This window comes from Amycolatopsis sp. NPDC041971 (assembly GCF_055588925.1).
In genome coordinates, this window is record NZ_JBVJCE010000001.1 from 506,473 (window position 1) to 528,046 (window position 21,574).

General features: G+C 68.9%; 26 protein-coding genes and 1 pseudogene. 20 read left to right on the forward strand and 7 right to left on the reverse strand.

Annotated elements, in window-relative coordinates; all coding sequences use genetic code 11:
* Positions 1 to 43: 43 nt before the first annotated feature.
* The 3 genes and pseudogenes from ACZ6DT_RS02545 to ACZ6DT_RS02555 form a co-directional block, all read right to left on the reverse strand.
* The gene (locus ACZ6DT_RS02545) at positions 44 to 2,086 is read right to left on the reverse strand and encodes a PhoX family protein (protein WP_465587506.1); all 2,043 of its coding nucleotides are present in this window, start codon (positions 2,084 to 2,086) and stop codon (positions 44 to 46) included.
* Positions 2,087 to 2,184: 98 nt separating this feature from the next.
* Entirely contained in the window at positions 2,185 to 3,402 is a 1,218-nt protein-coding gene (locus tag ACZ6DT_RS02550; RefSeq protein WP_465587509.1) for an MFS transporter, read from the reverse strand.
* A pseudogene (locus ACZ6DT_RS02555) lies at positions 3,392 to 3,711 on the reverse strand (MarR family transcriptional regulator). The gene ACZ6DT_RS02550 and the pseudogene ACZ6DT_RS02555 overlap by 11 nt, the downstream one beginning before the upstream one ends.
* Positions 3,712 to 3,787: 76 nt before the next feature.
* On the opposite strand from ACZ6DT_RS02555, the gene ACZ6DT_RS02560 reads away from it, so the two are divergent.
* Entirely contained in the window at positions 3,788 to 4,486 is a 699-nt protein-coding gene (locus tag ACZ6DT_RS02560; protein WP_465587512.1) for an HAD family hydrolase, read from the forward strand.
* Here ACZ6DT_RS02560 and ACZ6DT_RS02565 read toward each other — a convergent pair.
* Positions 4,483 to 4,974, reverse strand: coding sequence for a hypothetical protein (locus tag ACZ6DT_RS02565; protein ID WP_465587515.1), 492 nt, complete (start codon positions 4,972 to 4,974; stop codon positions 4,483 to 4,485). The two genes, ACZ6DT_RS02560 and ACZ6DT_RS02565, sit on opposite strands and share 4 nt — an antisense overlap.
* A gap of 34 nt (positions 4,975 to 5,008) precedes the next feature.
* Positions 5,009 to 5,476: a helix-turn-helix domain-containing protein gene (locus tag ACZ6DT_RS02570; RefSeq protein ID WP_465587517.1), complete on the reverse strand. Its 468-nt coding sequence runs from the start codon at positions 5,474 to 5,476 to the stop codon at positions 5,009 to 5,011.
* Positions 5,477 to 5,644: 168 nt separating this feature from the next.
* Between ACZ6DT_RS02570 and ACZ6DT_RS02575 the strand changes: the two genes are divergently transcribed.
* From ACZ6DT_RS02575 to ACZ6DT_RS02635, 13 genes are all read left to right on the forward strand, one after another.
* Positions 5,645 to 5,905, forward strand: a complete 261-nt coding sequence (locus ACZ6DT_RS02575) for a hypothetical protein (RefSeq protein ID WP_465587520.1) — start codon at positions 5,645 to 5,647, stop codon at positions 5,903 to 5,905.
* Positions 5,902 to 6,807, forward strand: coding sequence for a YqaJ viral recombinase family nuclease (locus tag ACZ6DT_RS02580; RefSeq protein WP_465587523.1), 906 nt, complete (start codon positions 5,902 to 5,904; stop codon positions 6,805 to 6,807). Before ACZ6DT_RS02575 ends, ACZ6DT_RS02580 begins: the two co-directional genes overlap by 4 nt.
* Positions 6,804 to 7,613, forward strand: a complete 810-nt coding sequence (locus ACZ6DT_RS02585) for a recombinase RecT (RefSeq protein ID WP_465587526.1) — start codon at positions 6,804 to 6,806, stop codon at positions 7,611 to 7,613. Before ACZ6DT_RS02580 ends, ACZ6DT_RS02585 begins: the two co-directional genes overlap by 4 nt.
* On the forward strand, positions 7,610 to 7,957 hold the full coding sequence (locus ACZ6DT_RS02590) for a hypothetical protein (RefSeq protein ID WP_465587529.1): 348 nt from the start codon (positions 7,610 to 7,612) through the stop codon (positions 7,955 to 7,957). The genes ACZ6DT_RS02585 and ACZ6DT_RS02590 overlap by 4 nt, the downstream gene beginning before the upstream one ends.
* Positions 7,936 to 8,280, forward strand: coding sequence for a hypothetical protein (locus tag ACZ6DT_RS02595; RefSeq protein ID WP_465587532.1), 345 nt, complete (start codon positions 7,936 to 7,938; stop codon positions 8,278 to 8,280). The genes ACZ6DT_RS02590 and ACZ6DT_RS02595 overlap by 22 nt, the downstream gene beginning before the upstream one ends.
* A gap of 165 nt (positions 8,281 to 8,445) precedes the next feature.
* Entirely contained in the window at positions 8,446 to 8,688 is a 243-nt protein-coding gene (locus ACZ6DT_RS02600; protein ID WP_465587535.1) for a hypothetical protein, read from the forward strand.
* A complete protein-coding gene (locus ACZ6DT_RS02605) occupies positions 8,685 to 9,674 on the forward strand; it encodes a hypothetical protein (protein WP_465587537.1) in 990 nt (329 codons plus the stop codon). The genes ACZ6DT_RS02600 and ACZ6DT_RS02605 overlap by 4 nt, the downstream gene beginning before the upstream one ends.
* Positions 9,671 to 10,186, forward strand: a complete 516-nt coding sequence (locus ACZ6DT_RS02610; protein WP_465587540.1) for a zinc finger domain-containing protein — start codon at positions 9,671 to 9,673, stop codon at positions 10,184 to 10,186. Before ACZ6DT_RS02605 ends, ACZ6DT_RS02610 begins: the two co-directional genes overlap by 4 nt.
* A 114-nt stretch (positions 10,187 to 10,300) precedes the next feature.
* Positions 10,301 to 10,810, forward strand: a complete 510-nt coding sequence (locus ACZ6DT_RS02615) for a WhiB family transcriptional regulator (RefSeq protein ID WP_465587542.1) — start codon at positions 10,301 to 10,303, stop codon at positions 10,808 to 10,810.
* A gap of 47 nt (positions 10,811 to 10,857) precedes the next feature.
* Entirely contained in the window at positions 10,858 to 11,133 is a 276-nt protein-coding gene (locus ACZ6DT_RS02620) for a hypothetical protein (protein ID WP_465587544.1), read from the forward strand.
* A 45-nt stretch (positions 11,134 to 11,178) separates the two neighbouring features.
* On the forward strand, positions 11,179 to 12,045 hold the full coding sequence (locus tag ACZ6DT_RS02625; protein WP_465587547.1) for a hypothetical protein: 867 nt from the start codon (positions 11,179 to 11,181) through the stop codon (positions 12,043 to 12,045).
* Positions 12,046 to 12,155: 110 nt separating this feature from the next.
* Positions 12,156 to 12,650 (forward strand): helix-turn-helix domain-containing protein, encoded by a 495-nt coding sequence (locus ACZ6DT_RS02630; RefSeq protein WP_465587549.1) that lies wholly within the window; start codon positions 12,156 to 12,158, stop codon positions 12,648 to 12,650.
* Positions 12,643 to 13,902: a PBSX family phage terminase large subunit gene (locus tag ACZ6DT_RS02635; RefSeq protein ID WP_465587552.1), complete on the forward strand. Its 1,260-nt coding sequence runs from the start codon at positions 12,643 to 12,645 to the stop codon at positions 13,900 to 13,902. The genes ACZ6DT_RS02630 and ACZ6DT_RS02635 overlap by 8 nt, the downstream gene beginning before the upstream one ends.
* A gap of 121 nt (positions 13,903 to 14,023) precedes the next feature.
* On the opposite strand, the gene ACZ6DT_RS02640 is transcribed toward ACZ6DT_RS02635, so the two are convergent.
* Positions 14,024 to 14,305, reverse strand: a complete 282-nt coding sequence (locus ACZ6DT_RS02640) for a hypothetical protein (RefSeq protein WP_465587555.1) — start codon at positions 14,303 to 14,305, stop codon at positions 14,024 to 14,026.
* 33 nt (positions 14,306 to 14,338) lie between these two features.
* Between ACZ6DT_RS02640 and ACZ6DT_RS02645 the strand changes: the two genes are divergently transcribed.
* From ACZ6DT_RS02645 to ACZ6DT_RS02655, 3 genes are all read left to right on the forward strand, one after another.
* Positions 14,339 to 15,874: a phage portal protein gene (locus ACZ6DT_RS02645; RefSeq protein ID WP_465587558.1), complete on the forward strand. Its 1,536-nt coding sequence runs from the start codon at positions 14,339 to 14,341 to the stop codon at positions 15,872 to 15,874.
* Positions 15,875 to 16,509: 635 nt separating this feature from the next.
* A complete protein-coding gene (locus ACZ6DT_RS02650) occupies positions 16,510 to 17,058 on the forward strand; it encodes a phage minor capsid protein (RefSeq protein WP_465587561.1) in 549 nt (182 codons plus the stop codon).
* Positions 16,989 to 18,578 (forward strand): phage minor capsid protein, encoded by a 1,590-nt coding sequence (locus tag ACZ6DT_RS02655; protein ID WP_465588798.1) that lies wholly within the window; start codon positions 16,989 to 16,991, stop codon positions 18,576 to 18,578. The genes ACZ6DT_RS02650 and ACZ6DT_RS02655 overlap by 70 nt, the downstream gene beginning before the upstream one ends.
* Positions 18,579 to 19,271: 693 nt before the next feature.
* Here ACZ6DT_RS02655 and ACZ6DT_RS02660 read toward each other — a convergent pair.
* Positions 19,272 to 19,487 (reverse strand): hypothetical protein, encoded by a 216-nt coding sequence (locus tag ACZ6DT_RS02660; RefSeq protein ID WP_465587564.1) that lies wholly within the window; start codon positions 19,485 to 19,487, stop codon positions 19,272 to 19,274.
* A 133-nt stretch (positions 19,488 to 19,620) separates the two neighbouring features.
* On the opposite strand from ACZ6DT_RS02660, the gene ACZ6DT_RS02665 reads away from it, so the two are divergent.
* The 3 genes from ACZ6DT_RS02665 to ACZ6DT_RS02675 are packed head-to-tail and all read left to right on the forward strand — an operon-like array spanning position 19,621 to position 21,544.
* On the forward strand, positions 19,621 to 20,298 hold the full coding sequence (locus ACZ6DT_RS02665) for a hypothetical protein (RefSeq protein ID WP_465587566.1): 678 nt from the start codon (positions 19,621 to 19,623) through the stop codon (positions 20,296 to 20,298).
* 17 nt (positions 20,299 to 20,315) lie between these two features.
* Positions 20,316 to 21,320, forward strand: a complete 1,005-nt coding sequence (locus ACZ6DT_RS02670; RefSeq protein ID WP_465587569.1) for a major capsid protein — start codon at positions 20,316 to 20,318, stop codon at positions 21,318 to 21,320.
* On the forward strand, positions 21,320 to 21,544 hold the full coding sequence (locus ACZ6DT_RS02675) for a hypothetical protein (protein ID WP_465587572.1): 225 nt from the start codon (positions 21,320 to 21,322) through the stop codon (positions 21,542 to 21,544). The genes ACZ6DT_RS02670 and ACZ6DT_RS02675 overlap by 1 nt, the downstream gene beginning before the upstream one ends.
* The last annotated feature ends 30 nt before the right edge of the window (positions 21,545 to 21,574 follow it).

Consider the following 21,574-nt stretch of genomic DNA (forward strand, 5'->3'; position numbering starts at 1 on the left):
CGCGCCATCGACGAAAAGTACTGCTAGATCGTTGCTTACCGACTTAAGAGCCGATATCGGACAGGCCATGCCTCCCGGGTTTCCACACCGCGACCACCGAGGGACGAGGCTGGGTTTCCCCGCCGTCCGGCCAATGGGAGGCCGGTTTGTCGGCGTTCGCACCGTCCACTTCACCCGGATGCTGGACACAGACCGTGACGATCTTCCGCTCGACGATCGGCCCGCAGGTCTCCGCGCCGCGGGGCACGGTCAGGAACAACTTCAGCTCCCCGCGGTTGCGGCCCTCCAGCGGCACCGAGTACAGGCCGTCGTTGATGCCGAGCGCGCCCGCCGAGTCGGTGGAGATCCACAGGTTGCCGTGGTCGTCGAAGGCCACGTTGTCCGGGCTGGAGATCGGCGAGACCTGGTCCTTGGGGAAACCGGCGAAGTAGGTGTCCGGCGACGCGGGATCACCGCACACCAGGAACAACCGCCAGCTGAACGTCAGCGCGAGCGCGTCCCCGCGACGTTCCTCGAACTCCAGCACCTGACCGTGCTTGTTGTTCAGCCGCGGGTTGGGCTCGGTGGCGCCTTCCTTGCCGGGGTTGCCGCGCTCGACGTTGTTGCTGAGCGCGCAGTAGATCCGGCCGGTGCGCGGATGCGCCTGGATGTCCTCCGGGCGGTCCATCTTGGTGGCACCCACCTTGTCGGCCGCCTCGCGGGTGAAGACATACACCTCTTCGGCGGTCATTCCGTCCACAAAGGACTTCTTGCCCGAAGCCAGCGGGATCCACTCGCCGCCGCCGTCGAATTCGCCGTCGCTGGGCAGTTTTCCGGTGCCGTCGATCTCGGTGACCGGGCTGTCGCCGGTGAACCGGCCGACGTAGAGCGTGCCGTCGTCGAGCAGGGTCATGTTGTGCCGCCGGGCATGCGCGCTGTCGCCCGGCTTCATGCGGCCCTTCGAGATGAACTTGTAGATGTACTCGAAGCGCTCGTCGTCACCGGAGTAGGCGACCACGCGGCCGTCCCTGGCGACGCGGATGTTCGCCGTCTCGTGCTTGAACCGGCCCAGATGCGTGTGCTTGACCGGGGTGCTGTCCGGATCGTTCGGGTCCAGCTCGATCACCCAGCCGAAGCGGTTGGCCTCGTTCGGCTCCCTGGCGATGTCCCAGCGCGGGTCGAACCGTTCCCACTTCCGGGTGGTCGCGGTGCCCTTGATGCCGTAGCGCGCGAGCCGCTTGCGCGCCACGGGATCGGTCACCGTGTCCGCGTTCCCGAAGTACTGGTTGAAGTTCTCCTCGCCGGACAGGATCGTGCCCCACGGCGTGACCCCGCCCGCGCAGTTGTTGATCGTTCCCAGCACCACCGTGCCGCTGGGGTCGACGGCGGTCTTGAGCAGGTCGCTGCCCGCCGCCGGACCCGTCACCTTGAACGGCGTGTGCAGCGTGATCCGCCGGTTGTAGCGGGACATCTTCGGCCGCAGATGCCCGGTGTCGCGTCCGCGCGTCACCTGCACGACGGTCAGCCCGTGGGCCGCCCACGCGATCTTGACCTGTTCCTCGGTCGGGTTGTTCCGGTCGTAGCCGCGGAACATGAACTCTTCCGACGTGTACTCGTGGTTCGTGACCAGAAGCGAGGAGAGGCCCCAGCGATCGAGCGGGAGCAGCGCGGCGAAGTCGCAGTTGTAGCCGAACTGCTTCGCCTGCGCTTCGGCGGTCTGGTGGTCGAAGTCGAATTTCGGCGCCCCCGGTAGCACCGCGTCACCCCAGCGGATCACGATGCCCTGCTCGTAGCCCTCGGGCACCACTACGGCGTCGAGCGTGTTCGGCCGGACCCGCTTGTAGTCGGTGCCGGGTGGCGGCTTCGGCCGTCCCTCGGGGGTGGCGGAAGCGGGCGCGGCCAGCGCGAGCGGGGTGCCGGCGGCCAGCGCGACGACGGCTGTCGCCTTCAACGCGCCACGGCGGCTCACCGCGCCGAGCACGTCGGCGAAGGTGGGGTTGTCCGAAGTGTTCGGCGCGTCGTGGAAGCACGCGTCGCCACAGCGGTAAGTACAGGTCACTGACGCCCGGCTTGGTGAGTGGCCGGCCAGCAACGGAAGGAACTTCACGCGGACCTCCGGTCAGGCAGTTCGAGAGGTCGACGCTAAGGCACCGGACCAACGAGAGGAAACCCCTCGTTGGTCCGGCGTTCACCTTTTGTTCCGATTCACATCTCTTCGCCCACGAGGGCCGCTTCGGCTGGGATCGTGTGCGGGTCGGCGGTCTGCTCACGGATGGTCAGCAGGGCACCGGCGAGCACGCACAGGATCGCCGCGATGACGAACGGCGCCTGCTTGGCGCCGAACCACTCGGCCAGATGACCGACCACGGTCGCGGCGACCGCGCCACCGAGCCAGCGGCAGAAGTTGTACCCGGCGCTCGCGACCGGACGCGGGGCGCCGCTGATCGACATGGCCGTGCCGGTGAAGAGCGTGTTGAGCAGCCCGGACACCAGCCCCGACAGGATGATGCCGACCACCAGCACCGGCTTGCTCGGGATCGCCATGACCAGCAGCAGCACGGCGTAGCCGAAGACGGCGACCACGGTCGCGTGCCGCTCACCGAGTTTCGCGGCGAGTTTCGGCGCCAGCACCACGCCCGCGACGGCGACCGAAAGGCCCCAGCCACAGAAGATCAGGCCGATGGCGACGGCGCTCCACTCCAGCACGAACGGCGACCAGGCCAGCACCACGAAGAACGCGGCGGTGTAGAGCGCGGAACCGATCGAGGTGCGCAGCAGCCTGCCGTGCTTCAGCGCGCGGAACGGGTCTAGCAGGCGGATCTTGGGCCGCTCCTCCTTCGCGTCGGCGGTCAGGAAGATCGCGCACAGCACGAGACCGCACAGCATCAGCAGCGAAGTGCCGAGGAACGGGCCACGCCAGGAGATGCTGCCGAGCAGGGCGCCCAGCAGCGGACCGACCGCGAGGCCGACGCCGAGCGCGGCTTCGTACAGCAGGATCGCGCCGGCCTGGCCGCCGGTCGCGGCGCCGACGATGACCGAAAGCGCGGTCGCGATGAAGAAGGCGTTGCCGAGACCCCAGATCGCGCGCAGCCCGATGAGCTGCTCGATCGACCCGGAAGCGGCGCACAGCGCGGTGGCGACGACGACCAGTGTCAGCCCGACGACCACGGTCCGCTTGGCTCCGAACCGGGCACTCATCGCGCCGGTCACCAGCATGGCGACCGCCTGCACGCCGAGGTAGCTGGAGAACAGCAGCGTCACTTCGGACGGCGTCGCTCGCAGGCCTTCGGCGATCGACAGCAGGATCGGGTCGACCAGCCCGATGCCCATGAACGCGATGACCGCGGCGAACGCGGTGATCCATACCTGTTTGGGCTGTCCCTTGACGGCGTCCAACAGACTCGAGTGGTGCTCAGCGCTCATCGCGGATCAGTTCCTCCTTCTTGTCTTTTCGCAGCAACCCGGTGAGGGCGGGGAGCGCGACTTCGATCGCGGCGCGGTCGGTCTCGTCCAGATCGAGGAGCCGCTCGCGGAGGAATTCCTCCCTGGCGACGATCAGCCGCCGATGGAAGCGCCGCTACCTCGACCAGCACGGCCCGGCCGTCTGCGGGATCACGACGGCGGCTTCGCGAGGGTGAGCCGCACCCGCGGCGTCTCCCGGCGGACGAGGTAGTACAGCCGGAACACCAGCGGGCGGAGCCGAGGGGCGAGGTCGGCGACTTTCGTGGTCACTTAGCCATGCTAACCAAAAGTACTGAGCATAGCTAAGTAATCTGCCGCACAGGTTCCCACGGCCTAGGCTTGAGGTGTGGAAGCGGTGATCTTCGATCTCGACGGTGTCCTGGTGGATTCGGAAACGATGTGGGACGAGGTCCGGCGATCCGTCGTCCACGAGTTCCACGGCGGCTGGCGGGACGAATCGACCAGGGCGATGCAGGGGATGAGCACTCCCGAGTGGGCCGCCTACCTGACGCACGACCTCGGCGTGCGACTCCGCCCGGCGGACGTCGCGCAGGTGGTGATCGAGCGGATGGCGCGACGGTACGCGGAGAAACCGCCGATCATCCCGGGCGCGCCGGGTGTCGTGCGCGAAGTCGCGAAGCACTGGCCGGTGGCGATCGCGAGCTCGTCACCGCCGCTGCTGATCAAGGCGTTCCTCGACATCACCCGGCTGCCGGTGCCGACAGCGGTGTCGTCGGAGCAGGTCGGCGCGGGGAACACCAAAACCCGGAAACTACACACCAACGGAGTAACGCTCGAAGGCAAGGGCAAACCTGCGCCAGATGTGTACTTGTACGCCGCTGACCTGCTAGGAGTGGATCCAAAACGCTGTGTGGCGGTCGAAGACTCTACTAACGGCTTGAAGTCCGCGCTAGCCGCAGGCATGACGGTCTACGCGGTGCCCAATCCACACTTCCCACCTGACCCCGAGATCCTCAAACGGGTCACGGTTCTGTCGAGCATCACCGAGCTTCCAGCGGCGTTGAAGTCCCTGCCCGACGCCTAACCAGCGCGTCGGCGAAGCTGTCGCGCGGCGTATCGCCGAAGGTCACCAAGTGACCGCGCCGACTGGCCACGGATTTGCCTGCCGATCTCGCGGTGCTCAAGTGTGGAGAGGTCGATCAACCGGACGTAGAGCGTCCGCAGGTCGACGACCAGTTGTTCGGCGATCTCGGCGGCTTCATCGGACCAGAGCAGGGCGTCGACGAGTTCGGGCACGATGATCAGCCGGCGGGCGGCGAGGGCGTGCACCCTCCGCTCGAGCCGACTGTCGAGCCACGCGACGCCGCAGTAGCCGAGGACGTCGTCGCGCCGCTCGTGGTGGACGATTTCGTGCGCGACGGTGCACCGGGCTTCGGCCTGGTTCAAGATCGGGTGAACCCGAATCCGGCCGACGCGATAGTCGCCCCACCCAATGACGGCAGACGACACGATCACCTCAGCGCCGAGTACCTCGGCGTGTCGATACGGGTCGTAGGCACGGCCCCATTCCATGCGTGTTCCTCCCCAACACGCGGGCGGTGGGAAGTCAGGCGCCGGTGTCCGGGCCGGGTTCGTCGGGCTGTTCAGCCTCGCTGAGCCACTCGCGTTCTTGTTGAACTCTGATCGGTTCCGTACTTGGGCTGTCGGCCACAAGCTGTAGAGAGTTACCTCGGTCAGACGTGGGATGTTTCACGCCAGAGCCGGGAACCTGGGTTGTGACCTCGCTAAACCGTGCGTCGATCTCGTCGAGCAGCTCGCGCACGGAGTAGGCCGCGAGGCTTTGTCGGGCCTCGCTCGACGCGAGTAAGCCAGCGCCGACGAGCAGCGGCACGAGTGGCTCGCCGAGCGCTTCGGCGACGGCTCGCGCGTTGGGGATCGTGGGGGGTGTACCGCGGTTTCGCCAGTCGGAGATCCGGCTTTCCGAGACGCCAGCGGCGCGTGCGAGGTGTGCTGGTTTCCATCCCCGTTGTTCGAGTTGGGTTTGCAGGTACGCCCACCACTGCCCGTCAACCATGGGCACGATCCTACTTCCGCACACGGAAGTAATGACACCCCTCGAAGGTCGACGATATCCATACTTGCGTACACGGAAGCGTTGAAACTCGCTTCCACCTGCCCGTATGGTCGATCTTCCTAGGGGGTCTGCGATCTTCCACACGCGGAAGCAGGAGGGGAACGCTTAGTGACATCGCACGTCCGCATCCGACTGGATGCGCTCTGCAAGGTCGCCACTGCGAAGGGGCTGCGGTCGCGGTACGCGCTCGCGAAGTGTCTCGGCGTCAGTCAATCCACCGTCGGGCGTGTGCTCGACGGTGAGCAGTGGCCCGGAAACGAGTTCATCGCCGCCACGATTACGGGGCTTGGCATCCCGTTCGACGTGGTGTTCGAGGTGACCGGCGGTGACGTCGCCTCAACGTTCGAGTGCGTCGGGGTGGCCGGATGAGCGCCGCCGCCGTCCGCGTAGGCACGTTCGAGCCGGGCTCGGCCGAATGGTTTGCCGCTCGCGCCTCGGCTCTCGGTGGGTCCGAGGTGGCCGCGGTGCTCGGCCTGTCGCCGTGGGAAAGCTGGTTTTCTCTCTGGCACAAGAAGAAGGGCCACACCGGTCCGGCTGAGGACACCAACGTCATGCGGTGGGGTCGCTGGCTCGAGGACCCGATCGCCCGCGCGTTCGCCGCGGCACACCCCGAGTACCGCGTGCGCCGGTCCGGAACATGGGCCAGTCGGGCGCGCCGGTGGCAGGTGGCGACACCCGACCGGCTGCTGTCCAGCCTGACCACGCGTGCGCTGCTCGAGGTCAAGACCGCGCACAACGCCGACGAGTGGGGCGAGCCGGGTACCGACGAGGTGCCGATCTACTACCGGACGCAAGCCCTGTGGCAGCTCGACACGCTCGGCCTGTCCCGCGCGCACATCGCCGTGTTGATCTCCGGGGCGGACTACCGCGAGTACGTCGTCGACTGGAACATCGCCGAGGTCTCTGTGCTGCGCGAAGCCGGCCGCGAGTTCCTCGACACCCTCGAGCGCGACGAACGCCCAGACATCGACGAGCACACCGCGACCTACCGCACGGTGCGCGCGCTGCACCCGCTAATCGATGACGTCGAGGTCGAGATCGCCCCGACGCTGGCCCAGCGGTATCGGGCCGCGGTCGCCGAGCACAAGGCCGCCGAGGACGCCAAGCGTCGGGCGGCCGCCGAGGTGCTCGACGCGCTCGGCTCCGGCCGGCGCGCCGTGGTCGCCGGCGAGTCGATCGCCATCCGCGTACCGGGCACCGGCGACTCGCCGCCGTCGCTGCGTCCGTCTCCCATCCGTTCGACACCGCAGAAGGTGAGCGCCGCAGCATGACCACGCAAACCGTCACGTCCGCCGTCGCGCAGCAGCGGGACAGCTCGCCGGCCGCGCTCGTGCGCAAGTACCGGACGGACTTCGCGACCGTGCTTCCCAGCCACATCCGCCCCGAGACGTGGCTGCGCATCGCTACCGGTGCCCTGCGTCGGAGTCCTCAGCTTGCGAACGCCGCGGAGAAGAACCCGACGTCGTTGCTCGTCGCGCTGCTCGACGCCGCCCGTAAGGGGCTTGAGCCCGGCACGGAGCAGTACTACCTCGTGCCGCGCAAGAGCAAGCGCGGTCCCGAGGTGCTCGGCATCACCGGGTATCAGGGCGAGGTGGAACTCATGTACCGGGCCGGCGCGGTGTCCTCGGTCAAGGTCGAGGTGGTGCGCGAAAACGACACGTTCGCCTACAACCCGGGCGAGCACGACCGACCGGTGCACGAGATCAACTGGCGCGCCGACCGCGGCGACCTGGTCCTCGCGTACGCCTACGCGAAGATGCGCGACGGCGCGACGAGCAACGTTGTCGTGCTCTCCGCCGAGGACATCGCCGTGATTCTGTCCAAGGCCGAGGGCGCCGACTCGCCGTTCTCGCCGTGGCAGTGGAACCCGAAAGCGATGTGGCTCAAGTCCGCAGCACACCAGCTCGCGAAGTGGGTACCGACCAGCGCCGAACGCGTCTGGCAACCCGACGGACCGCCACCCGAGACACCGCCGGCCGCGCCGGTCACCTTGCCCACCGCCGAGGACGTCGTCGACGCCGAAGTCGTCGACGACTGGCCAGCCGCGCCCATAGACACCGCGGACGGTGAGCGATGACCGCAACCAGCACAAAGGGACTCGAGGTGACCGCCGACGAGCCGACCGAGGCGCTCGGCCTTGCGGGAGGTGACCACGTGACTACGTCCGCAATCGTGGCGACCGGCCACGTTGTCGTCTGCTGCGCCGAGCACCTCGGCGCCGGTTGCTGCGACCCGACCGACTGCTCGCCGTGCTGCCCGGAGTGCCTGACGTGCCCGGTGGTCGCCGGGCGAACACCGAGACAGCGAATTTACGACATGTCCGGACACCGCGAGTTGCTCGCCGATCTGGCCGAGTGGGCACGCGAGATCCGGTCGCGTCCGTGGGAGGGGTCCAAGCCGTGGCCGACCAGCTCGCCCTAGGGTTCGCCGACCGGCACGACGGCCACGGGGCCAACCTTGCCGCCGCGGTCGCTGTGAACCGCGACTACCGGGCCGCCGCCGAGTCCGCGCTCGCCGCTCTGGTCCGCGAGGGCCGGCCGTTCACCGCCGAGGACGTCCGCAAGGCCGTACCGAAGGACGTCGAACCGCACTCGCCCAACGTCCTTCCGTCCGTGCTCGGCACGTGGGCCGCACGCCGGTTGATCGTGCCGTGCGGCGAGTACCGCAGCCGCCGGCGAAGCCGCCGTGCGAGCCGCAACCGCGTGTGGATCGCGCATAAGGAAGCTTCTACGCCGATTGAGTGAAAGCGGCTCGCTGTGCCATTTATGGCACAAACCGCGCCGATGCGGTCTTAGCGTTCCTCGCGCTCGTCTTTTCAAGCCCTGCAACAACTTATTGCACGTCACCGACCAGTGGCGGGCGCGGTGAAGCGCGCCCGCGTCCGCCACTGCACCACCCCAGGGGGACCCGTGATCATCGAATTTCCCGACACCCGGACCGTGGCGGCCCCCGTGCGCAAGCTCGACGCGCTCGCCGTCGAGGCCGCGCTCAACGGCCGACGCACGTACGACGAACTGCACCCGCGCGAGGTGTTCGAGGTCGTCCGGATCGCTCGCCGCCGCGGCGACACACTCGACCAGGTCGCCGTGCTGCTGGACGTGGATTTCTTCATGATCGCCGAGGAGTACGAAGCCACAGCGGGGGCGCGATGAACGTTCGCGTACAGGACCGGCGCGAGTACATCCGGCTTTCCGTCGACCTGCCGTTGCACCCGAAGCTCGTCGAGATCGACGAGCCGGCCGCCGGCTGGTTGTACGTGACCGGGCTCTGTTACGCCGGCCAACACCTCACCGACGGGGAAATCCCGCCGGCCGCTGTCGTCCGGCTCGCCGGCGTGCACAAGCGGCTCGCCGACCGGCTCGCCGAGGTCGGTCTCTGGCACCGCCCCGGCCACGACTGCCCGGACTGCCCACAGCCTCGCCGCGGGCACGTCATCGTGCACGACTACCTCGAGCACCAGCGTTCCGCCGGCGAAGCGAAGGCCCTGCGCGACGCTCGCCGCGAGGCCGGCAGCAAGGGCGCGGCCAAGCGATGGGCCAAGCAGCGCGACGCCGCCGAGAACCAGGCCAGCGACACCGAGTCCGACGGCAAACCGGTAGCCGAACCGATAGCAAGTGCCATAGCCGACGCCACGCACGAGCCACAGCAAACGGGTAGCAACCCGATACCAGAGGTAGAGGGAGAGGGAGAAGTACTACCCCCTACCGGGGGTAGTAGCCCTGCGCGTGGGCGCGCACGTACCCGAGGCACGACCACTGCGGCAGAACTCGCCGCCACCGCGTCATGTCCCGACGCGTATCGCCTGGTCACAGCCTGGCGTGACCAGACCGGCGCCGCCTATCGGCCGACGACGATTCGTGCTCTCGCCAAGCAGGCCGACGGCATTTTGCGCGACGGTGGCGCACTGGTCCCGCTGCGTGCCGCGCTCGACGAGTGGAACCGCCGGGCCGGTGCTCGTCCTGGTCTGTTGCCGCACCTGTACGACGACGCGGTCAAGGCCGCTCAGCTCGCCGAGCAGCCGGCCGCGCGTCCATCGGTCCGCAGTGCTCGAGGCGAGAAGGTCCGCGGGTGGCTCGCGCTCGCCGCCGAGCCCGCACCTGTCGACGCCGAGCAGCTCGCCGAGGGGGTGCGCTCGTGAACCGGGCCGAAGTCGCGACCCTGCTCGGCGCCGCCTCGGCCGTCGACCCGAAGGTGCCCCAACCCGATCCGGACGTGCTAACGATGTGGGCCGGCATCCTCGACGACGTCCCGGCAGACGTCGCCGGCGCCGCCGTGCGCGCGCACTACCGGCACAACGGCGAAACCGTCATGCCGGCCGACATCGTCGAGTACTGGCGAACGATCCGTCGCGACGCCGCCGAGCGCGCGCACAACGCGCAGTTGCGAGCCCGTGCCCTCGAGCGCCCGCCGGACCTGCGCGCCATCCGCGACGGGGTCGCCCGGGTCACCGCGGCACTCGCGATCACCCGCGGAGTCGATCCCGAGTACGCCGAGGCCGAAGTCGAGGCCCGGCGCGCCTACCTCGCCGTGGCGTGCACCTGGTGCAAGGCCCAACCGGGCGCACCGTGCACCGGTCCCGGTGGCAAGCCACTCACCAAGCAGCCCGCACACGACGCCCGGCTCGCCGACGCGCTCGCGTCCACGCGCTGACCACCAGGGGGAAACGATGAACCATCACGACGAGACCACCGCGGCGACCGGTCGCCGGCGCCGCCGCGCGCACGCGCGCGTTGACGCCGGCTCGGTGGACGGCAGGGCGCCACAGTGACCCGCCGTCCGTCGTGGCGCGAGCGCGCAGCGTGCCGCGGGCGCCTCGACCTCGATTTCATCGACCCGGCCGACGAGCAGGTCGACCAGTGCCGGGCCGTGTGCGCCGAGTGCCCGGTGCGCGAGCTGTGTCTCGCCGACGCGCTCGTCGCCGGGGAGGTATGGGGGATCTGGGGAGGGCTCGACGCCGACGAGCGAGCGGCGGTCGCCGAGCAGGACGGCCACCCCACACCTGCCGTTCGGCCGGCGCACGGCACGAACGCCCGGTACGCGAAACACCGGTGCCGCTGCTCGGCGTGCACCGCGGCGCACGCCGAGTACGAGCGCGAGCGCCGTGCCCGTCTGCGGGCTCGCCGGCACGGGACGGTTCCGCGCGCGTACGTGCTCGCCGAGCCTGTTCGGTGTGGTCGCTCGTGGGCCGGCGCCGGTCAGTACGTGCTAGTGCTGCCCGGTCTTCCGGTCCCGGCCGAGGCCGAACTCGACGAGCCGCTCGGCGCGGCCGCGTGAACGGCACCGGTCGTAGGCTGTCCGGACTCGATACGAAGGAAGGTTCGTTGAGCGCACGCGCATTCGCCCGAAGCACGCTCATCGCCGGTGACCCGGTGAACTGTCGCCACGAACACCCGCACAAGCCCGGCCGCGTGTGCATGCTCGCGAAGGCGCACGGCGGACTCGGCGCCGCCACACCGCACCGCTCGGTCGAGGGTGACGAGTGGTTCGACGCCGTGTGCCGCAAGTGCCGCGGCGCCGGTTCGGTCGACGGCACCGAGTGCGCGCCGTGCGCCGCCGTCGGGTGGGTACTTGTCAACCAGGCGGCCGGCGCCGCGTAGTCGTCGCGCCCGGTCGGTGACACGGTCGGCTCGAGGCTCGAGTGCATGATCGACACGTGCGCCGCCCCGTTCTGCGCTAACGCCACCACCGGCGGCACGGTGTGCCCGTCGTGCCTCGGCCGTCTCCGAGCTGACCTGGTCGACGTCGCCGAGCTGGTCGACTACCTCGAGGACACCGTCGCCCGGCTCGCAAATACCGGGCCGCCGCGGGTCGGCTCGCGGCCGGCAGAGACCGGGCTGCCGTTCAACGTCGGCGCCGCCGAGGTCCGCGACGTCGTGCACAACGTGCTCTCGACGTGGGTGCGCGACTTGTGGGAGACGTACGGGTTACGCCAGCCGGTGCCCACCGGCGAGACCGCGCCGGAGGGCTCGCCGCTCACCGTCGCCGAGCTGGAACCGCTCGACCTCGACGACACCGTGCCCGAGATGGCCGCGTGGCTGCGTCGACACCCGTTATGGGTCGAGTACCACCCGGCCGGGGGCGAGCTGGTCGACGAGATCGGCGACGCCGTCGAGCAGGTCCGCCGGGCCGTCGACCTCCCGCCGGCGCGCGTGTACTGCGGGCCGTGCCCGGACTGCTCGGCCGATCTCTACGCCCGGCCCGAACGGGCCGTCGTCGCCTGTCGTGAGTGCGGGATGCGGCACGACGTCGAGGCTCGGCACGAGAAGCTGCTCGACGCCGCCCGGGACGTCGAGGCGACCGCGGCGGAGATCGCCCGCGCGTTGCCGAAGCTGCTCGGCCGCGAACTGTCGGCGAACACGCTGCGCACGTGGGCGCGCGCGGGCAAGCTCGACAAGCGCGAGCCCGACGAGCACGGCCGGCCGCAGTATCGCGTCGGCGACGTCATCGACCTTGCGCTCGTCACCCCTGCGCGAAAGCGTGTAACCCGCGAACCGGCCGGTTGTGCTTAAACTGGCGATTAGCAGCGGGTGAGCTGTACCCGCACCACGATCCGACAGCTCCGGACTACCCTCCCCCCTCGGTCCGGGGCTGTCTGCTGCCCGGGGGCGAGGTGACCACCTTGCCGCGGAATCTGATCACCGACGCCGACCGGGAACGTGTCCGCGAGCTGCACGCCGAGGGCAAGACCCGCAACGACATCGCCCGGGAGATCAACCGCTCGCCGTCCACGGTGACCGGCATCGCCCGCGCGCTCGGCTTGTCCTTCGACCGCTCGGCCACTGCCGCCGCGACGCACGCCCGCCAGGTCGACAACCGTGCCCGCCGAACCGACATCGTCGGCCGGCTCTACGGCCGCGCCGAGCGCATCCTCGGCCGCCTCGAGGCCGACCGGTACACGTTCACCGCGACCACGATCAACGGCATTGAGTCCAAGGTGCTCGACCACGTACCGGCACCGGACGAGAAGGCACTCGCCTTGGCGATGTCGACGCATCTCGGCGCCGCGGCCAAGCTCGAGCAGGTCGACGCCGACACCGGCGCCGAGAGCGCTCGGTCGATGCTCGGCGGGCTCGCCGTCGCGCTCGGCATCGCCACCGGGCCGGCGAATGGGTGAGCCCGCGCTCGACCTGCCGCTCTCGCCGGCACAAGTCGAGTCGATGCGCGAGTCGCGCGCGCGGGTGAACATCTGGTCGGGCGCCATCCGGTCGGGCAAGACCATCGCGAGCTTGTTGCGCTGGTTGATCTACGTCGCGCACGCCCCCCGCGGCGGGCAACTCGTCGTTGTCGGGCGCACCCGCGACTCTGTCGCGCGCAACGTGTTCGCGCCGCTGCAAGACCCGAGCCTGTTCGGCGCGGTCGCCGACCACGTCCGCTACACCGCCGGCGCGCCGTCCGGCTGGATTCTCGGCCGGCAAGTGTTCGTGCTCGGCGCCTCCGACAGCAAGGCCGAGAAGGTCCTGCGCGGACTCACCTGCGCCGGCGCGTACGTCGACGAGGTCACCGTCGTTGCCCGCGAGTTCTTCAAGCAGCTACTAGGCCGGATGTCGGTTCCGGGCGCGCAGTTGTTCGGCACTACCAACCCGGACAACCCCGCGCACTGGTTGAAACACGACTACCTCGACCGGCTCGCCGAGCTGCCCGACTGGCGTTCGTTCGCGTTCACCCTCGACGACAACCCCTCGTTGTCCGCCGAGTACCGCGCGAGCATCCGCCGCGAGTACACCAGGTTGTGGTTCCGTCGGTTCATCCTCGGCGAGTGGGTTGCCGCCGAGGGTGCCGTGTTCGACATGTGGGACCCCGACCGGCACGTCGTGCCGTGGGCCGAGCTGCCCGACCTACGGCGCCTGCTGGCCGCCGGCGTCGACTACGGCACCACGAACGCAACCGCGGCGCTGCTGCTCGGCCTTGGCGCCGACGACCGGCTGTACCTGGTCGACGAGTGGCGCCACGATCCCGCGCACGCGCGGACCCGGCTCACCGACTCCCAGCTCGCCACCGGCCTGCGCGAGTGGCTCGACCTGGATCACCACCCGCGCCAGCAGGGCCGCCCCGAGTTCGTCGTCGTCGACCCCGCCGCCGCGTCGTTCCGGGTGCAACTCCAGTCCGACGGCGTGCTCACCCAAGCTGCCGACAACGACGTCGCCTACGGCATCCGGACAGTGTCGAGCCTGCTCGCCGAGGACCGGCTACGGGTCGCCGACCGGTGCCGCGGCTTCATCGCCGAGGTACCCGGCTACTCGTGGGACGACAAAGCGACCGCCGCCGGCGAGGACAAGCCGATCAAGATCGCTGATCACTCGCTCGACGGCGGCCGCTACGCCGTGACCACCACTGAGGCTCTGTGGCGGCCGGCGCTTGCCGCGTAGCTGGAGGGCTCGCCGGCTGCTGCTCAACCGGCGAGCCTGCCTCGACCTGCGAGCAGCCGCTCACACGACGACGCCCTTTCGGCGTAACACCAGGCCGGAGCCTTAAACATGATCGGAAGGCTTACCGAGGCGGTCTGGCCGCCTGCGCCGGCGGCCGCCGCCTGAACAGCGGGTAAGCCTCCGGCTTGCCGTTCTTGTCTTGCACGACCGACCAGTCGGCCAACATCCAGCCTTGCGCCTCGACCGCCTCGATTTGCTCGGCCCATCCGGCGATGGAGCCGGACAAGGCGTGATGAGTGGCGGGCAGGTTCAGCCGCGCCGTGAAAATCCGGCGGCCTTCCTCGATCGCCCGGTGCGCTTCGGCGGCGATGTTGTCCGCCTTGGCCTGCTTGATGAATCCCACGTTTCTCCCTGCTCCGGTGAAAGGGGGTGCGTCATGCCGTCTTCCTGGCCTCCCCCGCCGTTCGACGACGCGCACGCGCGTATGCGCGAGTGGGATGCCTGGTACACCGGTGATCCCGAGCGGCTCGTCGAGGTCTACACCGGTGAACGCCGGCGCGCTGTTACACCTCGCCTCCGGCCCTCGACCTACCGCGGCGGCCTGGTGGGCGGGCTCGCTCGGTTCTTCTGGGGCCGGCCGGTCCCGGTTGGCCAGACCCGACAGCGTTTGCATGTGCCGCTCGCCGCGGACATCGCGACCGCGTCGGCTGATCTCCTGTTTTCCGAACCGCCCCGGATCGTCGTCGACGACACCGCGGCGCAGGCGCGGCTCGACCTCGCGCTCAACTCGCCAGCGATGCACTCGCGGTTGCTCGAGGCGGCCGAGATCGCCTCGGCGCTCGGCGGTGCCTACCTGCGGGTGGTCTGGGATGCCGACGTGGCCGAGCACGCCATGCTCGACGCCGTCCACGCCGACGCCGCGGTGCCCGAATGGCGCTGGGGCGAGCTGTCCGCGGTTACCTTCTACACGCGGGTGCGCGTCGACGGGCCGGCCGTGTGGCGCCACCTCGAGCGCTACGAACCGGGCCGGATCGTGCACGAGCTGCACGTCGGCACCGATACCGAACTCGGTCGCGTCGTGCCGCTGGCCGAGTCGCCGGCGACGAAGTGGGCGGCGCCGCTGGTCGACGCCGAGGGCAGCATCGCCACCGGCACCGACCGACTCGCCGCGGCCTACGTGCCCAACGTCCGCCCAAACCGGGTGTGGCGCGGCACGCCAGAACTCGCGCCGCTGGGCCGCTCCGACTTCGACGGCGTAGAGCCGATGTTCGACGCGCTCGACGAGGTCTACACGAGTTGGATGCGCGACGTTCGGATCGCCAAGGCCCGGCTACTGGTGCCCACCGGGTACTTACAGGACAACGGCGCCGGCCGCGGCGCGAGCTTCGACGAAGACCGCGAGGTCCACACCGAGTTGAACGCGCTGTCGCGCGGCGGCTCGGACACCCTCACCGTCTCCGCGCACCAATTCGCGATCCGGGTAGCCGAGCACCGCGACACCGCCGAGGACATCACCCGGACCGCGCTCCGCGCCGCGGGCTACTCGTTGGCGACGCTCGGCGATAACGACGGTGACGCCTCGATCACCGCAACCGAAGTCACCGCACGCGAGAAGCTGTCGAACCGGACCCGCGACAAGAAGGCCCGGTACTGGGCATCCGGGCTCGCGCACGTCTCCGCCGCGCTGGTCGAGATCGACCGGGCCGTCTTCGGCGGCACGGCTACCGTGTCCGACCTGCCGAAGGTCGAGTTTCCCGACCGGACGCAACCGGACCCCGAAGCGCTCGCGCGCACGGTGCAGGCGTTCGGCGCGGCCGAGGCCGCCTCAACCGACGTGCGGGTGCGGATGGTCCATCCCGATTGGGACGACGACCAGGTGCGCGACGAAGTTGCCGCCATACTCACCGAGTCCGGCCGGACCGTGCCCGACCCGGCGAAGTTCCGAGGTACCCCTAGTAACACTTCAACGTAGCTTCCGACTGCTGTGACAGGAGGTCTACACGTGCAGTCAGTCGGATACTGGGAAGCATGGTCGCTTTGGTGGTCCGGACAAAAGGTCGATGAACTTCAAATGCTAGGCCTCCCAATGTTGTGGTGGGGGCGAATCGGAAAGATGATGCAGTTCGCAGGAGGCCTAATTGCCGTACTTGACATAATTGGGAGCGATCGCCTTAAACGCGCCGCGAAAACCGCACGAACATACGCCCGCGTGTCCAAATTTCGCTACCGGACACTACTAAGGCTTGCGCACAAGCATTCCTTTCGCCTTCTATTCGGCGACGCGACAATCGCAGTCACATGGGCAATGTACCTGTTCTCCGTAGGAATACTTGAATTTTTGCTGCTTCTCCAGATAGATCCTGTGGAGAACTGGGTTAACGATAATCCGAGACTTACCCTTTTCATGACACCATTACTGCTTGCTTTTAGCATGCCCACAGTACGCCTATTGCGAATCTCTATACCTGGCGCACTTTCGACAATGGCTTGGGTATTTAGTTCAAGCAGACCGGGTCATCCAGTCCGGTGGATAGCTTTTTTGTCAATCACTTTTGGTTTCCATATAGACCTACTAGCTTCTTAACATAATCTCGCGGAGGTGACTCCGTGAGATTTAGAACGCCGCCATCTGCTGCCCCTGCCGACGTCGTCGAGCTGCTCGCCGCGGACATCCTCGCCTTGTACACACAGGCCGAGGCGCGGTTGCTCGGCGACATCGCCCGCCGGGTCCGTGCCGGTCAGGGCGTGCCCGAGTGGGCAGCGGAGAAGGCCGCCGCGGCGCGTGAGCTTCGGCTCGCCGCCGAGCGGATCGCTACGCAGGTCACCGGGCAGGCAGGCCAGGCGGCCGCCGATTCCGTGTTCGCCGCGTGGCAGGCCGGCGCCGAGCAGGGGCTCGCGCAGCTCGCCGACCTCGGCGCGTTGTCGTCTGAGCAGCTCGAGCAGCTCGCCGGCGTAGTGCCCGGAATGCAGGCGCCGCCATCCTCGCCGCGGACCTCACCAGTCGACTCGAGGCGTTGCCGCTGCGCGTCTTGCGTTGGCAGCAGGACGCCTATCAAACGGCGGTCGCCGCGGCCGCGCCCGATCAGTTGCTCGGTACCAGCACGATCCACTCGGCGCAGCGCGCCGCGTGGGACCGGCTCGCCGCCCAAGGCGTGACCGGGTTCGTTGACCGCGCCGGCCGCGACTGGAACCTCGCGAGCTACGTCGAGATGGCCGTGCGCACCGCGACCGGCCGCGCGTGGAACGACGGGCACCTCGCCCGCATGGCCTCCGCCGGCGTCGAGCTGGTCACGATCACCCGCTCGCGCCATGCCTGCCGACTCTGTACCCGCTGGGAAGGGCGGGTGTTGGCGCTGTCCGGCCCGGCTGGCGAGCGCCAAGTCGAGCACACCCTCACCGACGAGACGGTCACCGTCGACGTCGCCGCCACCGTCGAGCAGGCGCGGCTCGAGGGACTCATGCACCCGAACTGTCGGCACCAGTTCGTGCCCTACCTGCCCGGGGTGACCAAGCTCGCCGAGATCCGCGAGCACGACGCCAAGGCCGAGCAGGACCGCGAAGACCTGCGCACGCTCGAGCGCAAAGTGCGCCGCAACAAGCGCAAAGCCGCGGCCGCGCTTACCGACGACGAGCGCAAGGCCGCCGAGCGCCGGGTGCGCGAGACGCAAGCCGAGATCCGCGAGCACGTGAAGCGGACCGGGCTCAACCGCAAGCGCTACCGCGAACAGGCCAATCTCGGACACGGCGACCTCCGGGCCGCCGAGCGCCGACGCGACCAGCTCGCCGAGACTGTTTCCGACGGAAACACCGAACGGAACCGGCTCGACGCCATCGCCGCCGAACAGGCCCGCCGGCGCGAGGCCGAGCGGCTCGCCGCGGAGAAGGCCGCGGCCGACAACGCCGTCGCCGATGCGCTCGCCGGGCAGCAGCGCACTCCGGTCGAGCTGTCCGACGACGAACTCGCCGTTGCCGACCGGGTGTTCGCCGAGCGCGTCGAGCTGCTCGGCAAGCCTGGACAGGTCGGCCGGACGCACCAGGCAGTACGCGACGAGATCGAACGCCGGTCCGCGCCGCCGGCCGCGCCGGTCGATCTGCGGGAGCTGTCCGACGAGCAGCTCGCCGACCGGCTCGCCGAAGTCGGAGACGACGAGGATGCGGTTGCCGCAGTAATCGCCGAGTTGGAGCGGCGCGAAGCCGACCAGCAGTACGCCGACGCGGTCGCCGACGACCCGGACGCCGAGAAGTGGGCCGAGGTCGACCGGCTCGTCGAGACTGGACTCGACTACGAACATGCGTACGCCGAGGTGTTCGACAAGGACGTCGAGCAGATGCGCCGCGAGGACGCCATCGCTCGACTTCGGCGCGAGGGCTACCGCGGCTGCGGGTTCGACGAACTCGCCCGCGCCGCCTACGCCGACCGCCTCGAACGCGACTACTTCACGGCCGAGGCAGCAACCAACGGGTTCCTTCTCACTTCGGAAGGCCAGCGCGCAGGGCTGGACCCGCGGAACCTGTGGCGCCAGAACGAGACCTACGCTCGCCGTTGGGCATCCGAGGAGCTAAAGCAGTGGTGGGACGAAAACGGTAAGGTCACGTTCGACCAATTCGTCGCCGAGCAGCTCGGCGGCGGCAACGGCGAGCGGTTCCGCACCGGGGGTGAGTCGTGGCTGCAATAACTGCCGAGCAGGTCCGCGCCGCCCGCGAACAGGGCTACGCGGCCGGCTACGGGCTCGCCCCACCGACGCCGAACCCTTACGCGCCACCTCATACGCCCGAGTGGCTCGGCGCACGGACGCCGGCCGAGCGTGCCCACCGAGCGAACGCCGAGCGCGGGCCGCTCGCGCTCGCGCGCGTGTGGCGACTGGCCTACCAGCGCGGGCAAGCCGATCACGGACGAGCCTTCTCTAATGCTGCTGACTTGGACGCCACTCGGGCTCCACATGATAGCTAGCAGCCGGGCACCGGTACCGCACATCCGTACGTAACGCCTTTCCACCGTGCCCGTCAACAGTATCTGTGATCTTGAGTACGAACTCGTCGCATCCGGCAACGGGGCACGGCTCGTTCGTCTGCTGTCGTGTGCTGGTCATGCTCCGTAGTCGCAGGGGCTACACCGCTGGTTACAGGGTTCGCGGCTCAATCATCAATCGGTCGCAACCTAACCCCTCGACCTGGCAAGCCCGCTCGCCAATTCTCAATATCGACCACTCGCTCGACATGCCAGCCAGGGACCCCGTCGATCTCAACGTCGGGGACGGGGAACGGATGCGGCGAGTCAATAGGGTGACGCTCGCGCCACTTATTGACTGCTGAACGACTCACCCCGAGTCGTTCAGCGACACTTGCGGCGCCAAGATAGCGCTCGGTTGTCATGCGAGTACTACCGCGCCGTTGAAGTCATCGCGCGCATACAACGCACCGACGGGTTCCGGCCAAGTGAACGCCGCCGGCTTAGCCGTCACACGCTCGGCGGCAACCTCAGCGCACGCCTGCCAAATGTCGACCTGTCCAGGAATCTGGTCAGCAATGTGCTTCCGCAGCGCTTCAGCCTCGAGCAACGGAGCAACTTCGAAGAGTGCCTGCATTTCATTCGCTCCTAGTTTGTCGTCACTGTTGACGAACTTAGCCGAAATCAGACTAGAACGTCAACAGTGCGGACGAACTTGTTTCTCGGCCAAGCACCGAGATATCCCATCCACGAACGCCCAGGAGGCAACCGTGTCCGCACCTATCACCCCGGCTGGCGCCGGCGAACCGACCGGCACGCCCGGCGAGCCGGGCACCATCGGCAATCCCGCGACCGGAGAGCAGCCGCCGGCCACCGGTCAGCCGAGCGCACCAGCGCCGGCACCGACCGAGCAGGGCGCAGCGGCGGACGACCTTGCCGCGCTGGACCCGACGACGCTGGCGAAGATGGTGCGCGACCTGCGCACCGAGAACGCCGCGGACCGCACGAACGCGAAGACGAAAGCGGCCGACGAGGCGCGGCAGCAACTCGCGCAAGACATCGGCAAGGCCCTCGGCCTGGTCGCCGGCGACGACGACAAGGCCGACCCGGCCAAGCTCGCCGAGCGGGTCACCGCCGAGCAGCAGCGCGCCCGCGCCGCCGCGGTCGAGCTGGCCGTGTTCAAGACCGCCGGCCCACTCGGAGCGGACCCGGCCGCGCTGGTCGACTCGCGCGCGTTCCTGTCCGCAGTCGAGCAGCTCGACCCCACCGCGGCCGACTTCGTCGACAAGGTCGGTACCGCGATCACCAAGGCCGTGACCGACAACCCGAAGTTGCGCGCCGCCGGCCAGGCGCCGCCACGCAGCAGCGGGCAGCACGCCGGCGGGTCCGGCGAGAAGCCCGCCACGAAGTCGCTCACCGACGCCATTTCCCGCCACTACAGCAACTAAGCAGCTAGGAGAGTTCCATGCCCGTGACCTTGGCCGAGGCCAAGAACAACGCACAGACCGACTACGACCCGGCCGTGATCGACGAGTTCCGCAAGGAATCGGCGGTACTCGACTCGCTGATCTTCGACGACGTCGTCAACCCCTCCGGTGGGGGCGCGACCCTCACCTACGGGTACCGCCGGCTGATCACCCAGCCGACCGCGGATTTCCGCGCGCTCAACGCCGAGTACGCGCCGCAGAACGTCACCACCGCGTCCTACTCGGTCAACCTGGCCGTGCTCGGTGGCGCGTTCGAGATCGACCGGGTTATCGCCAAGGTCGGCCCGGCCGCCTCCGCCGCGGTGTCGCTGAACATGTCGCAGAAGATCAAGGCCGCGAACACCCGGTTTCAGGATGCCGTGATCAACGGCGATACCGCAGTCGAGACCAACGGTTTCGACGGGCTCGACAAGGCGCTCGTGGGTTCCACCACGGAGTTTCGCGCCGGCCAGGTCACCGACTGGACCGACTTCGACACCAACGCCCGCGCCGAGCACAAGGCACTCGACGCCATTGACGAGTTTCTCTCGCTGCTCGACGGCGCCCCGTCGGTGATCATCGGCAACGCGAAGTCGCTCGCCCGGGTTCGGGCGGCCGCGCGCCGCGCGAGCATGTACACCCGCGACCCGGTCGACGGGTTGATCGGCGTCAACGGCCGGCCGGTGGTCCGCGAGACCTACGGCGGAGTGCTGCTCGTCGACGCCGGCGCCAAGGCCGGCACGAACAACCCGATCGTGCCGATCCTCGGCCGGACCGTGGGCGGCACCGCGGCGACCGGGCTCACCGACCTCTACGCCTACCGCGTGGGGCTCGACGGCTTCCACGGCGTCGCGACCGTCGGCACGCAGCTCGTCGAGAGCTGGCTGCCCGACTTCACCGTCGCCGGCGCGGTCAAAAAGGGCGAGGTGGAGCTCGGCCCGGTCGCCGTCGCGCTCAAGGCCACGAAATCCGCCGCCGTCTTCCGCAACATCAAGGTGCAGTGATGCCACGACACATCATCGAAACCCCCGTCACCGACTACACCGGCACCGTCGCCGGCGTCCGGTTCACCGCCGGCCGCGGAGAGACCGACGACGAGAACGCCGTCGCCTACTTCCGGCGGCACGGTTACACCGTGATCCCAGTCGAGGACGACGCCGAGCCCGACGAACCGCCGGCCGACCCGGTCGGCACGAAGCGCACCCCCCGCCGCGCGCCGGCGAAGTAGCCGCCGTGGCCGCCGCCCGTGCTCCCGACC

Excerpts from the sequence above, each read along its gene's own strand:
- ACZ6DT_RS02550 (WP_465587509.1), bottom strand. The coding sequence starts at position 3,402 with ATGAGCGCTGAGCACCACTCGAGTCTGTTGGACGCCGTCAAGGGACAG.
- ACZ6DT_RS02565 (WP_465587515.1), bottom strand. The coding sequence starts at position 4,974 with ATGGAATGGGGCCGTGCCTACGACCCGTATCGACACGCCGAGGTACTC.
- ACZ6DT_RS02570 (WP_465587517.1), bottom strand. The coding sequence starts at position 5,476 with ATGGTTGACGGGCAGTGGTGGGCGTACCTGCAAACCCAACTCGAACAA.
- ACZ6DT_RS02580 (WP_465587523.1), top strand. The coding sequence starts at position 5,902 with ATGAGCGCCGCCGCCGTCCGCGTAGGCACGTTCGAGCCGGGCTCGGCC.
- ACZ6DT_RS02585 (WP_465587526.1), top strand. The coding sequence starts at position 6,804 with ATGACCACGCAAACCGTCACGTCCGCCGTCGCGCAGCAGCGGGACAGC.
- ACZ6DT_RS02590 (WP_465587529.1), top strand. The coding sequence starts at position 7,610 with ATGACCGCAACCAGCACAAAGGGACTCGAGGTGACCGCCGACGAGCCG.
- ACZ6DT_RS02605 (WP_465587537.1), top strand. The coding sequence starts at position 8,685 with ATGAACGTTCGCGTACAGGACCGGCGCGAGTACATCCGGCTTTCCGTC.
- ACZ6DT_RS02625 (WP_465587547.1), top strand. The coding sequence starts at position 11,179 with ATGATCGACACGTGCGCCGCCCCGTTCTGCGCTAACGCCACCACCGGC.
- ACZ6DT_RS02635 (WP_465587552.1), top strand. The coding sequence starts at position 12,643 with ATGGGTGAGCCCGCGCTCGACCTGCCGCTCTCGCCGGCACAAGTCGAG.
- ACZ6DT_RS02645 (WP_465587558.1), top strand. The coding sequence starts at position 14,339 with ATGCCGTCTTCCTGGCCTCCCCCGCCGTTCGACGACGCGCACGCGCGT.
- ACZ6DT_RS02660 (WP_465587564.1), bottom strand. The coding sequence starts at position 19,487 with ATGCAGGCACTCTTCGAAGTTGCTCCGTTGCTCGAGGCTGAAGCGCTG.
- ACZ6DT_RS02670 (WP_465587569.1), top strand. The coding sequence starts at position 20,316 with ATGCCCGTGACCTTGGCCGAGGCCAAGAACAACGCACAGACCGACTAC.
- ACZ6DT_RS02675 (WP_465587572.1), top strand. The coding sequence starts at position 21,320 with ATGCCACGACACATCATCGAAACCCCCGTCACCGACTACACCGGCACC.